Below are 13,778 nucleotides of genomic sequence, written 5' to 3'. Positions count from 1 at the left end.
CTGTCGTGCCCGCGAAGAACGAAGGCCCCGACGAGGCCGGCCCCCAGACCAAGTCCGAGCAGACCCGCGCGCTCATCCTGGAGACCGCGATGCGGCTCTTCCAGGAGCGCGGCTACGACAAGACGACCATGCGGGCCATCGCCAAGGAGGCCGGCGTCTCCGTCGGCAACGCCTACTACTACTTCGAGGGCAAGGAGCACCTGATCCAGGGCTTCTACGACCGGATCGCCGCCGAGCACCAGGTGGCGGTCCGGGAGGTCCTGGACCGGGAGACCGATCTGGAGGCCCGGCTCGCGGGTGTGCTGACCGCATGGCTGGACATCGCCAGGCCCTACCACGAGTTCGCGGTCCAGTTCTTCAAGAACGCCGCCGACCCCGACAGCCCGCTCAGCCCGTTCTCCCCGGAGAGCGAGCACGCGCGGGAGCAGGCCATGAGCGTCCACCGGGAGCTGCTGGCCGGCTCGAAGTCCAAGGTGGCGCCGGAACTGCGGGACGTGCTGCCGGAGCTGATGTGGCTGTCCCAGATGGGTCTCGTCCTGTACTGGATCTTCGACCGGACCGAGGGCCGCGAGCGCAGCTACCGGCTCGCGCGGCGCGGGGCACGGCTGACCGCCCGCGGGGTGGCCCTGGCCCGGTTCCGGGTGCTGCGCCCCCTGGTGCTGGAGGTCCACGAGCTGTTCACGGACTTCCTGCCGGGGATGACGAGGGCACTGCCGGACCCGGCGGCCAGGGCCGCACGCGAGGGCGCCCGCACGGACGAGGAGGGGCCCGAGGGCTGACCCCTCACCCGCGGGGCGTCAGATCCACTGCAGGCGCCACAGGCGGAACACGCCCGTGCCGTCCGAGAGGTACTGGCCGCCGCCGACGTCCTCGGTGCTGACCACGTACTCCTTGCGCTGCCACAGCGGGATCAGCGGCACGTCGGCCGCCACGTCCCCCTGGATGTCGCGGAAGTCGTTCGAGGCCCGCGAGCGGTCGGCGTACTGCTGGCTGTTGCGGATGAGGGCGTCGACGGCCTTGTTGCTGTAGCCGGTGCTCATGGTGGAGCCGGTGCCGACCAGCGGGGAGCCGAAGGTGTCCGGGTCGGGGTAGTCGGCCACCCAGCCGACAGCCCAGGCGTCCATCTTCCCGGCGGCCCAGCGCTTCTGGAAGTCGGTCCACTCGTAACCGCGGACGTCCACCTTGAACAGGCCGCCCTTCTCGAGCTGCTGCTTCAGCTCCGCGGCCTCCTCCGCGCCCGCGCCCCGGCCCTTGCCGTAGCCGAAGGTGAAGCGCACCGGCAGGGTCACCCCGGCCTGGGTGAGCAGCTCCCGCGCCTTCGCGGTGCTCTGCGTCGGGTAGGTGTCGAAGAAGGACGTGGTGTGGCCGATGATGCCGGTCGGGATCAGCGAGTACAGCGGGTCGACCGTGCCGTCGTACACCTTGGCGGCCAGTTGCTCGCGGTTGACCAGCCAGGCCATGGCGCGGCGCACCCGGGCGTCGTGCAGCGGTGAGCCGGCGCGGGTGTTGAGGTAGAGGTTGCGGGTCTCGGAGCTGTCGGACTCGGTGACGCGCTGGGTGGGGTCGCTCGGGTTCAGCTCGGACAGCACCTGCGGCGGCAGCGTCCGGGTGGCGACGTCGACCTGCTTGTGCCGCCAGGCGCTCTGCAGCTTCTGGGAGTTGGCGTAGTAGCGCAGCTCGATGGGGCGGCCGGTGCCGCCGAGGTAGCCCTGGTAGTTCCCGTAGGGCGCGAGGACGGCTTTCTGGTCCTTGGTGTACGAGGTCAGCGTGTACGGGCCGGTGCCGTCGACACCGGTGTCGGTGCGCAGCGCCTTGGCCGGGTACGCGTCCTTGTCCACGATCGAGCCGGCACCGGTGGCCACCTTCAGCGGGAAGGTGGCGTCCGGGGACGACAGATGGAAGGTGACGGTCGTCGTGCTGTCGGCGGTCACCGAGCCGAGGGTGGAGAACAGGGACGCCGGGCCGACATCCGAGTTGATCTTCTTGACCCGCTCGAAGGAGTACTTCACGTCCGCGGCGGTGAGCTTGCGGCCGCTCGGGAAGGTGATGTCGTCACGCAGCGAGCACCGGTACGTCTTCAGCCCGCCGCCCTCGAAGGTGCAGCTCTTCGCCGCGTCGGGGACGGGTTCGACCCCGCCCGGCTCGAAGGTCAGCAGAGTCTGGAAGACATTGCTGAACAAGGCCCAGGAACCGGCGTCGTAGGCGCCGGCCGGGTCCAGTGAGGTGACGGCGTCGGTCGTGCCGACGGTGATCGTCCGGTTCTTGTCTCCCTGCGACGGCAGCAACTGCCAACCGCCGATTCCCACGACGGCGAGCACGAGCAGCGTCACGAGAATGCGCATGCGAACAGATCGCATGGTGGTGCCCCTCCCAGGCCTGCCAGGGCCCTACCCCTGGCCCAGCACAAAAAAATGGCCACTCCCCTAGTGGCGCGGCTCACCTAATCACACCTGTTTCAGCGGGGGGAAGAGCTATCGGCCCGAATGAGAGAGAACTTACCGAGGCGTTGTTTCGGCCGAATTCCACAGCCTCTTCACAGGGAGGTGGAAGCGGTTTCCGCCACGGGTGCCGCAGGGCGGGTCAGGCGCGCGTGGCGGCCAGCTCGATCACGGTCACGTCCGAGGGCGCGTCGACCCGGGTGGGCGGTCCCCAGGCACCGGCGCCCCGGCTGACGTACAACTGCGTGTCGCCGTAGCGTTCGAGGCCGGCCACGGTGGGGTTGGCGGCGGCCGCGATCAGGTTGCCGGGCCAGAGCTGGCCGCCGTGGGTGTGGCCGGAGAGCTGGAGGTCGACGCCGTGCCGGACCGCCTCGTGGATCTGCACCGGCTGGTGGGCGAGCAGCACACAGGCGCGGGCCGGGTCCCGGTCCCCGAGCGCCTTCGCGAAGTCCGGGCCCCGGCCCTCGCTCTCGCCCTGGAGGTCGTTCACCCCGGCCAGGTCGAAGTACGGCAGCTCGGTGCGGGCGTTCTCCAGCGGGTGCAGGCCGAGGGTGCGCACCTCGGCGACCCACTGCTCGGCACCGGAGAAGTACTCGTGGTTGCCGGTGACGAAGTACGCCCCGTGCCGTGCCCTGAGCCGGGCCAGCGGCGCGGCGGCCGGCCCGAGGTCCTTCACGCTGCCGTCCACCAGGTCGCCGACGACCGCGATCAGGTCGGGCTGGGTGGCGTTCACGGTGTCGACGACCCGCTGCGCGAAGCCGCGGCCGAGGACGGGCCCGAGGTGGATGTCGCTGACGACGGCGATCCGGAACCCGTGCGCTGCGCGCGGCAGCCGGGTGAGCGGCACCGTGACGCGCTTGACCCGCGGCCCGCGCAGCACGCCGTAGGTGCCGTGGCCGACGGTTCCGACGGCGGCGGCCGCGGCGGCCCCACCCACGACCCGGGAGACGAACAGCCGCCGGGAGGGGGCGCTCGTCCCGCGCGGCGCCCGCCCGGCGGGCTCCGGCTCGTCCGGCACGTCCGGCTCCTCCGGCACCGGCCGCGGTGCCGCAGGCACGGTCTCCGGCTCCCGTACGGGGGTCTCGGTGGTCCGCGCCCGACGCGCCAGGAGCAGTGCCGTCAGTGGCCGTACGACCTCGCCGGCCACCACCGCCACCAGCAGGTACAGCGCCAGCGCCATCCACAGGAAGCCGGGCCAGGCGAGGGTGCGCTGGAGCCAGAAGGGGGCGCCGGAGCGTTCGGCGACCAGGGCGCCGACCATCAGCAGCGGGCCGGCGACGAACACCGCCGTGCCGGCGCGGCGGGCCGGGCCCGGGCCGCGGGTGGTGTCGCGGACCAGACGGCGCCACACGTACCAGTGCCCGAGCACCAGCACGGCCAGGACGGCCGCCGCGAGGAGGACGAGGACGATGACCACGCTGCAGTGTCTCCCGCTATGACTTCCGGCGCAGAGCGCGCAGTCCGCGCAACCCGATGACCCCGATGACCGTCCCCAATACGAAGGAGACGATCGCCAGCAGCAGATGCACCCAGAAGTACGCGGTCGGGTGGCCGTCGTCGAAGGCGAGTCCGCTGCCGTCCGCGGCCAGGTTCTTGACGAAAGTGATCCAGATGACCCAGCTCCACACCCCGAAGGCGAGCAGGAACCAGGAGACCGGGCGGCTGAGTTTCACGGAGACTGACCTTTCGACACGACGCCGGGCCCGGGCGACCGGCCGGGGGTCCGGGGGCTGTCCCCCGGATGAGCACGGCATGCGTTCAGTATCGCTGTCCGGGGTTCCGTTCCCCGGCCGGGGTGGGGTGCCGGGCGGGACTTCGCTGTCCATGGCAGGTACGTTTCCGACCGTGCCCGCTCCCAACAAGGCCCTCCGGCGATCCCTGCTGGTCACCTCCGCCACGCTGCTGTCCCTCTCCGCCGCCGCGCCCGCTGCGCTCGCCGCCCCCACGCCCTCCACGAGCCCGGCGGCCACTCCCCCGGCGGCCATGTCGCAGGTGGGCGGCGCCCGGCTCGGGCGGCCCGGGACCCAGGTGAACCTCGCGGCCGGCGTGCCCGTGCTCCCCGAGGACCTCACCGCGCGGTCCTGGATCGTCTCCGACGCGGAGTCCGGCGAGGTCCTCGCCGCGCACGACGCGCACTGGCCGCTGCCCCCGGCGAGCACCCTGAAGATGCTGTTCGCGGACACCCTGCTGCCCCGGCTCCCGAAGACGATGGAGCACAAGGTGGTCCCGTCCGACCTCGCGGGCATGGGCGCCGGTTCGAGCGTGGTCGGGATAAAGGAGAGCCAGACCTACTCCGTGCACGACCTGTGGCTCGGGGTCTTCCTGCGCTCGGGCAATGACGCCGTGCACGTGCTGTCCGCGATGAACGGCGGGGTCGAGCGGACCGTCGCGGACATGCAGGACCACGCCGACGAACTGCAGGCCCTGGACACGCACGTGGCCAGCCCGGACGGATACGACGCGCCGGAGCAGCGGTCGTCGGCGTACGACCTGACGCTGTTCGCCCGGTCCGGGCTGCAGAAGAAGGACTTCCGCGAGTACTGCTCCACCGTGTCGGCGAAGTTCGGGTCCGGCGAGATCCGCAACACCAACCGGCTGCTGAGCGGTGACACGGACGTGCCCGTCTATCCGGGCATCGCCGGGGTGAAGAACGGCAACACCACGGAGGCGGGCGCCACCTTCACCGGCGTCGCCGAACGCGACGGCAGGGTGCTGCTGGTCACGGTGATGAATCCGCAGAAGCGCGAGCACAACGAGGTCTACAAGGAGACCGCGAAGCTGTTCGACTGGGGCTTCAAGGCGGCCGGAAAGGTGCGGCCGGTGGGCGAGCTGGTCCCTCCGAGGAGCGTGCGGTCCACCGCCCAGCCGGGCACCACCGCCTCCGCGGGGCCGGCGCACCGGACCGGCGGGTCCGGCACGCGGCCGGTGGCGAGCGCCTCCGGTGGGATCGGCTCCACCGGCGTCGGGACCGCCCTGGCCGTCGCCGGCGGGCTGCTGGTGCTGCTCGGGGCCGGGGTGTTCCTGATCAACCGCCGTTGGCCGCTGCCGGATCTGATGCGCCGTCGGACGCGTTCGTGATCTCGGCGTCCTTGCTCGGCGTCGCCGTCCAGGCGGCGCAGAACAGGACGAGTTTCGCGGTGAAGTTGATCCACAGCAGCAGGGCCACGGGCACGCCGAACGCGCCGTACATGCTCTTCGAGGCGACTCCCTGGATGTAGCCGCTGAGCAGCAACTTCAGCAGTTCGAAGCCGACGGCGCCGGTGAGCGCGGCCACCAGCAGGCGGCGGCGCGAGGGTTCGACTCCGGGAAGCAGCGTCAGCACGTAGAGCAGCAGCAGGAAGTCGGCGAGCACGGCCACGGCGAACGCGATGATCTGCAGCAGCACGTGCCCCCAGCCCGCCCGGTCGAGGCCGAGGCTGTCGCTGAGCCGGCCCACCATCGCCGAGGCCACGGTGGAGATGGCCAGGGTGGCGACGACGGCGCCGCCGAGACCGACCAGGACGCCCGCGTCCTTGGCCTTGGCGAGGAACGGGTTCTCCTCGCTGTCGGGCAGCTCCCACACCGCGCGCAGGCAGTCGCGCACCTGGCCGACCCAGCCCATGCCGGTGAACAGCAGCAGGGCTCCGGCGATGACCCCGACGGTGCCGGCGTTCTCCACCAGGGAGTTGATGTCGAGCTGGTCGGAGATGCCGGGGATCTGCTCGGCGATCTTGTCCTGCACGTTCCTCTGCTGCGACTGGCTGAGGGTGGCGGCGGCGACGGTGGCGGCCAGCGTCAGCAGCGGGAACAGCGCGACGAAGCTGACGAAGGTCATCGCGGCGGCCAGGCGCGTCCACTTCACCCGGTCCAGCCGCTCGTAGGAACGCCAGGCGTGCGTGGTCATCAGCCGGGCGACGATCGGCCCGATCCCGGGGAGCTTCTTCAGCCAGTCCATGGTGCGTCTCTGCCCGCGCCTCCAGGACCCGATGTGCGGGTGACAGCGACACTATTGAGTGACATCCCATTAATCACCCGTTCCGGCGAGCGGAGTTATGTTCTCCGGTCGATCGCCCATAAATGGACGATACGGTCACCGGCATGCCCGACCTCGAACCCCTCCCCCGGTCCCTGCTCGTCCTCGGCGGCACCTCCGAGATCGCGCTGGCCACCGTGCGCCGCCTGATCGCCCGCGGCGCCCGGACCGTCCGGCTGGCGGGCCGCCCCTCGCCCGGTCTGGAGCAGGCGGCCGAGAGCCTGCGCGCGCTGGGCGCCGACGTCCACACCCTCGCCTTCGACGCCCTCGACCCCGAGTCCCACGAGCCGGTCCTCGGCAAGGTGTTCGCCGAGGGCGACATCGACCTGGTGCTGCTGGCCTTCGGCGTCCTCGGCGACCAGGCCCACGACGAACGCGACCCGCTGCGCGCCGTCCAGGTCGCGCAGACCAACTACACCGGAGCCGTGTCGGCGGGCCTGGTGGCGGCCCGAGCGCTGCAGACCCAGGGCCACGGCTCGCTGGTGGTCCTCTCCTCCGTCGCAGGCGAACGCGCCCGCCGGGTGGACTTCATCTACGGCTCCAGCAAGGCCGGGCTCGACACCTTCGCGCAGGGCCTCGGCGACGCGCTGTACGGCACCGGCGTGCACGTCATGGTCGTACGCCCCGGCTTCGTCGTCACACGCAGGACGGCCGGCCTGCCCAGGGCGCCGTTCGCCACCACCCCCGAGGCGGTCGCCACGGCCGTCGAACTGGGCCTGCGCCGCCGCTCGGAGACGGTGTGGGTGCCGGGCTTCCTGCGCCTGGTGATGGCGGTGCTACGGCACACGCCGCGGACGGTGTTCCGCAGACTGCCCCTCTGAGGAAGGAGGAGGCGGCGGCTACCGGCTGGCGATCGTGCCGCGGTCCATGTGGCCCGCCTGCGGCGGCACCACGGATCCGCCGAACGGGTACTCCCGGAGCTTGCGCCACACACCGTCGGCGCCCTGCTCGTGCAGCGCGAACCCGGTGCACGGCCACTCGGCCTCGAAGCCGGCCAGCTCGGCGAAGGCGCGGTCCATCGCCGCCTCGTCGATGCCGTGCGCGACCGTGACGTGCGGGTGGTAAGGGAACTGCAGCTCGCGCGGCACGGGCCCGGAGGCGTCGCGGACCCGCTGCTGCAGCCAGGAGCAGTCCTCGGCGCCCTGGACGACGCGCACGTAGACGACCGGCGACAGCGGCCGGAAGGTCCCGGTCCCGGACAGCCTCATCGGGAACGGCCGCCCGGCCGCCGCGACCACCCTCAGGTGGGCGTCCACCACCGGCAGGTCGGCCTCGGCCACCTCGGTCGGCGGCAGCAGGGTGACATGCGAGGGGATGCCGTGAGCCGCGGCGTCGCCGAAGCCCGCGCGCCGCTCCTGGAGCAGGCTGCCGTGAGGCTCCGGGACCGCGATCGACACGCCGATCGTTACGGTCCCCACGTCGTCTCCCCTCGTCGTGTCTGTTTTCTTCTCACCCGTCGGTTATCGACTGTACGGCCACGGGTGTCCCGTGGGCAGGCGCGGCGGCAGTGATGTGCAGCGCTCCGCCCGCTCGGGTGTGCGTGCGGTCGTGCGCCTCGCTGCCGCTCAGTGCTTCGCCGGCAGGAAGCCCACGCGGTCGTACGCCTGCGCGAGCGTCTCCGCGGCCACGGCCCGCGCCTTCTCCGCGCCCTTGGCCAGGACCGAGTCGAGCGTCTCGGGGTCCTCCAGGTACTGCTGGGTGCGCTCCCGGAACGGCGTCACGAACTCCACCATGGCGTCGGCGAGGTCCGTCTTGAGCGCGCCGTACATCTTGCCCTCGTAGTCCTCCTCGAGCTCGTCGATCGAGCGGCCGGTGAGGGTCGAGAAGATGGTGAGGAGGTTGGAGACGCCCGGCTTGTTCTCGGTGTCGTAGCGGATCACCGTGTCGGTGTCGGTGACCGCGCTCTTGACCTTCTTCGCCGTCGCCCTCGGCTCGTCGAGCAGGTTGATCAGGCCCTTGGGGGTGGAGGCCGACTTGCTCATCTTGACCGTCGGGTCCTGCAGGTCGTAGATCTTCGCCGTCTCCTTGAGGATGTACGGCCTCGGGACGGTGAAGGTCTGGCCGAACCGCCCGTTGAACCGCTCGGCGAGGTCGCGGGTCAGCTCGATGTGCTGGCGCTGGTCCTCGCCGACCGGCACCTCGTTGGCCTGGTACAGCAGGATGTCCGCGACCTGCAGGACCGGGTACGTGAACAGGCCGACCGAGGCACGGTCGGCGCCCTGCTTGGCGGACTTGTCCTTGAACTGGGTCATGCGCGAGGCCTCGCCGAAGCCGGTGAGGCAGTTCATGACCCAGGCGAGCTGGGCGTGCTCGGGAACGTGGCTCTGCACGAAGAGGGTGCACCGGTCCGGGTCGAGACCGGCGGCCAGCAACTGCGCGGCGGCCAGCCGGGTGTTGGCCCGCAGCTGGGCCGGGTCCTGCGGAACGGTGATCGCGTGCAGGTCGACGACCATGTAGAACGCGTCGTGGGTCTCCTGCAGGGCCACCCACTGGCGGACGGCACCGAGGTAGTTGCCGAGGTGGAACGAGCCCGCGGTGGGCTGGATTCCGGAGAGCACGCGAGGTCGGTCAATGGCCATGTTCACCATTCTCTCAGGTAACGGGTGGCGATCCGGTACGGGTGGGGAACAGGTGGGGCGAGATCCGTTCCGCGAGGTGTGGCGGAGGGTGAGCCCCGGGAGCGGGCGTCGATGGGCGCGCCGGGGCCATGGCGCCGGCGGGAGCGGCCACCCCGGGATGAGGGCGGCCGCGGGGGCGCACGCCGCCACCCGGGCACCGGGCGTGGCGGGACGTCCGCGGCCGGCCGGACCGCGCGGGGAGCCTCGTCAGGAGCTGACCGACCCGTGGGGGTCAGCCGAGGTCGACCTCCGGGTACAGCGGGAAGCCCGCGACCAGGTCGGTCGCCCGGTGGGAGATCTCGTCCGCGATCTTGGGGTCGAGGACGTGCTGGGCCTTGGAGGGGGCGCCGGACTTGGTGGTGCCGGGCTCGGTGGTGGTGAGCACCCGGTCGATGAGGCCGGCGACCTCGTCCATCTCGGCGGTGCCGAGGCCCCGGGTGGTCAGGGCGGGGGTGCCGATGCGGATGCCGGAGGTGTACCAGGCGCCGTTCGGGTCGGCCGGGATGGCGTTGCGGTTGGTGACGATGCCGGAGTCCAGCAGGGCCGCCTCGGCCTGGCGGCCGGTGAGGCCGTAGGAGCCGGCCACGTCGATCAGGTTGAGGTGGTTGTCCGTGCCGCCGGTCACCAGGGTGGCGCCGCGGCGTGTCAGGCCCTCGGCCAGGGCGCGGGAGTTGTCGACGATGCGCCGGGCGTAGTCCTGGAAGGAGGGCTGCCTGGCCTCGGCGAGGGCGACGGCCTTGGCGGCCATCACGTGCGGCAGCGGGCCGCCGAGCACCATCGGGCAGCCGCGGTCGACCTGGTCCTTGAGGGAGTCGTCGCACAGGACCATGCCGCCGCGCGGACCGCGCAGGGACTTGTGGGTGGTCGTGGTGACGATCTGGGCGTGCGGGACCGGGTCGAAGTCGCCGGTCAGGACCTTGCCGGCGACGAGGCCCGCGAAGTGCGCCATGTCGACCATGAGGGTCGCCCCGACCTCGTCGGCGATCTCCCGCATGATCCGGAAGTTCACCAGGCGCGGGTAGGCGGAGTAGCCGGCCACGATGATCAGCGGCTTGAACTCGCGGGCCTGGGCGCGCAGCGCCTCGTAGTCGATGAGACCGGTGGCCGGGTCGGTGCCGTAGGAGCGCTGGTCGAACATCTTGCCGGAGATGTTCGGGCGGAAGCCGTGGGTGAGGTGGCCGCCGGCGTCCAGGGACATGCCGAGCATGCGCTGGTTGCCGAAGGCCTGGCGCAGCTCGGCCCAGTCGGCCTCGGTGAGGTCGTTGACTTGGCGGGCGCCGGTCTTCTCCAGGAACGGCACCTCGACCCGCGCGGCGAGGACGGCCCAGAAGGCGACGAGGTTGGCGTCGATGCCGGAGTGCGGCTGGACGTAGGCGTGCCGGGCGCCGAACAGCTCGCGGGCGTGCTCGGCGGCCAGCGACTCGACGGTGTCGACGTTGCGGCAGCCGGCGTAGAAGCGGCGGCCGACGGTGCCCTCGGCGTACTTGTCGCTGAACCAGTTGCCCATCGCCAGCAGGGTGGCCGGGGAGGCGTAGTTCTCGGAGGCGATCAGCTTGAGCATCGCGCGCTGGTCGGTGACCTCCTGGCCGATCGCGTCGGCGACCCGGGGTTCGACCGTGCGGATGACGTCGAGTGCGGCGCGGAAGGCCGTGGACTCGGTGGAGAGGGACTTCTGCTCTGGCATGGGGACCTCCGGACGGCGTGCGTTCAGCGTTCACGTTCGGCCCAGGCGCACGGCACTGTTTTCCCGTTCGGGTCGCTCCCCGATGGTCCGTCCCATCCCTGCGCGCCAGTCACGACCCGCTGATCAGCCTACCGGGCGCGCCGGAACGGGGAGATCCCGCGTCCACCATGCGAGCGAGGATAGGAAGGGGGCCACCGTCGTGTCCGGGAGAGTCACCGTCGTATCCGGGAGAGGCCGTGCCCACTGCTGAAGACCTCATCGCCGCCGCCGACGCGCACAGTGCGCCCACCTACCATCCGCTGCCGGTCGTCGTGGCCACGGCCGAGGGTGCGTGGCTGACGGACGTGGCGGGGCGCCGGTATCTGGACCTGCTGGCCGGGTACTCCGCGCTGAACTTCGGGCACGGCAACCGCCGCCTCGTCGAGGCGGCCGAGCGGCAGCTCGCGCGGGTGACGCTGACGTCCCGCGCCTTCCACCACGACCGGTTCGCGGCCTTCTGCACCGAGCTGGCCGAGCTGTGCGGCATGGAGATGGTGCTGCCCATGAACACCGGCACGGAGGCCGTGGAGAGCGCGGTGAAGACGGCCCGGAAGTGGGGCTACCGGGTGAAGGGGGTGCCCGCGGAGATGGCGAAGGTGGTGGTCGCGGGCGGCAACTTCCACGGGCGTACGACGACGGTGATCAGCTTCTCGACCGATCCGGAGGCCCGGGCGGACTTCGGGCCGTACACGCCGGGGTTCGAGATCGTGCCATACGGGGACCTGACCGCGATGCGGCGGGCACTCACCGAGAACACCGTCGCCGTGCTGCTGGAGCCGATCCAGGGCGAGTCGGGGGTGATCGTGCCGCCGGCCGGCTATCTGGCCGGGGTGCGGGAGCTGACCCGGGAGCGGAACGTGCTCTTCGTCGCCGACGAGATCCAGTCGGGTCTCGGGCGGACCGGGCGGACCTTCGCGTGCGAGCACGAGGGGGTGGTGCCGGACGTGTACGTGCTGGGCAAGGCGCTGGGCGGCGGGATCCTGCCGGTGTCGGCGGTGGTGTCGAGCGCTGAGGTGCTCGGTGTGTTCCGGCCGGGCGAGCACGGGTCGACGTTCGGCGGGAACCCGCTGGCCTGCGCGGTGGCGCTGGAGGTGATCGCGATGCTGCGGACCGGCGAGTACCAGGCGCGGGCGGCCGAGTTGGGCGAGCGGCTGCACCGGCGGCTGCGCGGGCTGCTCGGCGCGGGCCCGGTGACGGCGGTGCGGGGGCGCGGGCTGTGGGCGGGCGTGGACATCGCGCCGCGGGCCGGCACCGCGCGTCAGGTCTCGGAGCGGCTGATGGAGCGGGGTGTGCTGGTGAAGGACACCCACGGCTCGACCGTCCGGATCGCGCCGCCGCTGGTCATCACCGAGGAGGACCTGGACTGGGGTGTCGAACAGCTGGAGGCCGTGCTGGGAGGCTAGGGGCCGTCCGGCGGAACGTCCGGGACCGCCCCTAGAGGACCACGTGGGGCACGAAGCGGGCGTACCCGTCGGTGATCAGGCCCGAGGACTCGCGGATGCCGAGACCGGCCGGTTCGTCCCGGACGGTCCAGGCGCCGAGGACGACATGGTTGCCGTCGAAGGCGGGCAGCGGGGCCAGCTGCTGGTAGCAGCAGGGCTCGTCGCGTACGGCCGCCGGCGCGCCCGCCTCGTGCACGGTGACGCCCTCGCCCTCGCGGCCCAGCAGGGGCTTGGCCACGTAGCCGGTGGTCCGGGCCAGTTCGCGCGGGCCGTCGAGACGGGCGGGGAGCAGGTTCGGGTGGCCGGGGTACAGCTCCCAGAGGACGGCCAGCAGGGCCTTGTTGCTCAGCAGCATCTTCCAGGCGGGCTCGATCCACAGGGTGGTGCCGCTGCCGCCGCCGTTGTCGAGGGTGTCGAGGACGTGCCCGGCGAACGCGTCGGTGGTGAGCCACTCCCAGGGGTAGAGCTTGAAAACGGCGCGGATGAACCGCAGTCCGTTGTCCACGAACCGGCCGGAGAGGGTGTCCCAGCCGATCTCCTCCATGGAGATCCAGTCGGTGGCGAGTCCGGCCTGCTCGGCGGTCTCCTTCAGATAGGCGACCGTCATCAGGTCCTCGCCGAGTTCGTCGGCCGAGGAGTGCGCGAAGTGCAGCGGGCGGCCCGGCGGGAGCAGCGCGGCCTGCTCACGCCAGGCGTCGACCAGACGCTCGTGCAGGGAGTTCCACTGGTCGGCGCCGGGGAAGCGCTCCTCCATCCAGAACCACTGGGCGGACGCGGCCTCCACCAGCGAGGTGGGGGTGTCCGCGTTGTACTCCAGCAGTTTCGCCGGGCCGGTGCCGTCGTAGCGGAGGTCGAACCGGCCGTAGACCGTGGGGAGTTCGGCGCGGCGGTGCCAGGCCTCGGTGACGGCCGCGACGACCCGCGGGTCGGTGATGCCGAGGTCGGCGAATCGGTCCTTCGCCACGATGTGCCCGGCGGCGGCCAGGCACATGCGGTGCAGTTCCCCGACGGTCTCCTCCAGCGCCTCGACCTCGTCCAGGGTGAGGACGTAGTAGGCGCTCTCGTCCCAGTAGGGGCGCAGGGAGCCGTCGGGGTGGCGGGTGAGCGGGTACACGAGCCCCTGTTCCTCGACGGTCCGCTGCCAGTCGGGGCGGGGGGTGATGGTTCGGCGTTCCATGGGTGTGTGCCGGTCAGCCGCCGGAGCCGCCCTTGCCGCCGCCGAAGCCGCCGCGGTGCACTCCGCCGTCCCCTGAGGAGCCGCCCGAGGAGCCGCCCGAGCCCTTGCTCGGCTTGGTGAAGGAGCCGCCGGTGACGTAGGAGCCCTTCTTCTTGCCGCCGTAGTACCAGGAACCGTTCACCGGGGCCTTGGCGGACTTGCAGTTCTTGTCGGAGACCACCTTGTAGCCCTTGGCGAGGCGGTAGCTGTCCCGGTCCACGCAGCGCTTGTCCGGGGCGGAGGAGCAGGCGGTGAGGGCGGCGGCGAGCAGTCCCATGCCGCCGAGGACGACCGTGGTGGAGCGCAGTCGCGCGCGCGTGTTCGCCATG

The 13,778-nt window shown here is 71.7% G+C and carries 13 protein-coding genes and 1 riboswitch; of the genes, 4 read left to right on the top strand and 9 right to left on the bottom strand.

Annotated elements, in window-relative coordinates; translation table 11 throughout:
- Positions 1-5 precede the first annotated feature (5 nt).
- Positions 6-779, top strand: coding sequence for a TetR/AcrR family transcriptional regulator (locus tag ACZ6B1_RS09965; RefSeq protein WP_468776595.1), 774 nt, complete (start codon positions 6-8; stop codon positions 777-779).
- A gap of 18 nt (positions 780-797) precedes the next feature.
- On the opposite strand, the gene ACZ6B1_RS09960 is transcribed toward ACZ6B1_RS09965, so the two are convergent.
- The 3 genes from ACZ6B1_RS09960 to ACZ6B1_RS09950 form a co-directional block, all read right to left on the bottom strand.
- Positions 798-2,342: an ABC transporter substrate-binding protein gene (locus ACZ6B1_RS09960; protein ID WP_468776593.1), complete on the bottom strand. Its 1,545-nt coding sequence runs from the start codon at positions 2,340-2,342 to the stop codon at positions 798-800.
- A 238-nt stretch (positions 2,343-2,580) separates the two neighbouring features.
- The gene (locus ACZ6B1_RS09955; RefSeq protein WP_468776591.1) at positions 2,581-3,855 is read right to left on the bottom strand and encodes a metallophosphoesterase; all 1,275 of its coding nucleotides are present in this window, start codon (positions 3,853-3,855) and stop codon (positions 2,581-2,583) included.
- A 16-nt stretch (positions 3,856-3,871) separates the two neighbouring features.
- A complete protein-coding gene (locus ACZ6B1_RS09950; RefSeq protein ID WP_199213805.1) occupies positions 3,872-4,111 on the bottom strand; it encodes an SCO4848 family membrane protein in 240 nt (79 codons plus the stop codon).
- A 172-nt stretch (positions 4,112-4,283) separates the two neighbouring features.
- Between ACZ6B1_RS09950 and ACZ6B1_RS09945 the strand changes: the two genes are divergently transcribed.
- Positions 4,284-5,516, top strand: a complete 1,233-nt coding sequence (locus ACZ6B1_RS09945) for a D-alanyl-D-alanine carboxypeptidase family protein (protein ID WP_468776588.1) — start codon at positions 4,284-4,286, stop codon at positions 5,514-5,516.
- On the opposite strand, the gene ACZ6B1_RS09940 is transcribed toward ACZ6B1_RS09945, so the two are convergent.
- On the bottom strand, positions 5,464-6,372 hold the full coding sequence (locus tag ACZ6B1_RS09940) for a YihY/virulence factor BrkB family protein (RefSeq protein WP_468776586.1): 909 nt from the start codon (positions 6,370-6,372) through the stop codon (positions 5,464-5,466). The two genes, ACZ6B1_RS09945 and ACZ6B1_RS09940, sit on opposite strands and share 53 nt — an antisense overlap.
- A 143-nt stretch (positions 6,373-6,515) precedes the next feature.
- Here ACZ6B1_RS09940 and ACZ6B1_RS09935 point away from each other — a divergent pair, with 143 nt between their 5' ends.
- Positions 6,516-7,271 carry a decaprenylphospho-beta-D-erythro-pentofuranosid-2-ulose 2-reductase gene (locus ACZ6B1_RS09935; RefSeq protein WP_468776585.1) on the top strand — a complete coding sequence of 252 codons (756 nt, stop codon included), beginning with the start codon at positions 6,516-6,518 and terminating at the stop codon, positions 7,269-7,271.
- An 18-nt stretch (positions 7,272-7,289) separates the two neighbouring features.
- On the opposite strand, the gene ACZ6B1_RS09930 is transcribed toward ACZ6B1_RS09935, so the two are convergent.
- The 3 genes from ACZ6B1_RS09930 to ACZ6B1_RS09920 form a co-directional block, all read right to left on the bottom strand.
- Positions 7,290-7,868: a 2'-5' RNA ligase family protein gene (locus ACZ6B1_RS09930; RefSeq protein WP_468776583.1), complete on the bottom strand. Its 579-nt coding sequence runs from the start codon at positions 7,866-7,868 to the stop codon at positions 7,290-7,292.
- A gap of 147 nt (positions 7,869-8,015) precedes the next feature.
- On the bottom strand, positions 8,016-9,029 hold the full coding sequence (gene trpS, locus ACZ6B1_RS09925; RefSeq protein WP_468776581.1) for a tryptophan--tRNA ligase: 1,014 nt from the start codon (positions 9,027-9,029) through the stop codon (positions 8,016-8,018).
- Between the two features lie 271 nt (positions 9,030-9,300).
- Complete coding sequence (locus tag ACZ6B1_RS09920; RefSeq protein WP_468776579.1) at positions 9,301-10,752, bottom strand: glycine hydroxymethyltransferase; 1,452 nt, start codon at positions 10,750-10,752, stop codon at positions 9,301-9,303.
- A 32-nt stretch (positions 10,753-10,784) separates the two neighbouring features.
- A riboswitch (ZMP/ZTP riboswitch) is annotated at positions 10,785-10,875 on the bottom strand.
- A 113-nt stretch (positions 10,876-10,988) separates the two neighbouring features.
- Here ACZ6B1_RS09920 and rocD point away from each other — a divergent pair.
- Positions 10,989-12,194, top strand: coding sequence for an ornithine--oxo-acid transaminase (gene rocD, locus ACZ6B1_RS09915; protein ID WP_468776577.1), 1,206 nt, complete (start codon positions 10,989-10,991; stop codon positions 12,192-12,194).
- Positions 12,195-12,225: 31 nt separating this feature from the next.
- On the opposite strand, the gene ACZ6B1_RS09910 is transcribed toward rocD, so the two are convergent.
- Together ACZ6B1_RS09910 and ACZ6B1_RS09905 are read right to left on the bottom strand one after the other, a co-directional pair.
- Complete coding sequence (locus ACZ6B1_RS09910) at positions 12,226-13,410, bottom strand: glutathionylspermidine synthase family protein (RefSeq protein ID WP_468776575.1); 1,185 nt, start codon at positions 13,408-13,410, stop codon at positions 12,226-12,228.
- A gap of 13 nt (positions 13,411-13,423) precedes the next feature.
- Entirely contained in the window at positions 13,424-13,777 is a 354-nt protein-coding gene (locus ACZ6B1_RS09905) for a hypothetical protein (RefSeq protein ID WP_468776573.1), read from the bottom strand.
- Position 13,778: the final 1 nt, after the last annotated feature.

The organism is Streptomyces sp. NPDC041129, from assembly GCF_055592265.1.
This window is presented reverse-complemented; position numbering and strand designations above follow the sequence as displayed.

Coding starts and splice junctions, on each gene's coding strand:
- ACZ6B1_RS09920 (WP_468776579.1), bottom strand. CDS start 10,752: ATGCCAGAGCAGAAGTCCCTCTCCACCGAGTCCACGGCCTTCCGCGCC.
- ACZ6B1_RS09940 (WP_468776586.1), bottom strand. CDS start 6,372: ATGGACTGGCTGAAGAAGCTCCCCGGGATCGGGCCGATCGTCGCCCGG.
- ACZ6B1_RS09910 (WP_468776575.1), bottom strand. CDS start 13,410: ATGGAACGCCGAACCATCACCCCCCGCCCCGACTGGCAGCGGACCGTC.
- ACZ6B1_RS09905 (WP_468776573.1), bottom strand. CDS start 13,777: ATGGCGAACACGCGCGCGCGACTGCGCTCCACCACGGTCGTCCTCGGC.
- trpS (WP_468776581.1), bottom strand. CDS start 9,029: ATGGCCATTGACCGACCTCGCGTGCTCTCCGGAATCCAGCCCACCGCG.
- ACZ6B1_RS09960 (WP_468776593.1), bottom strand. CDS start 2,342: ATGCGCATTCTCGTGACGCTGCTCGTGCTCGCCGTCGTGGGAATCGGC.
- ACZ6B1_RS09935 (WP_468776585.1), top strand. CDS start 6,516: ATGCCCGACCTCGAACCCCTCCCCCGGTCCCTGCTCGTCCTCGGCGGC.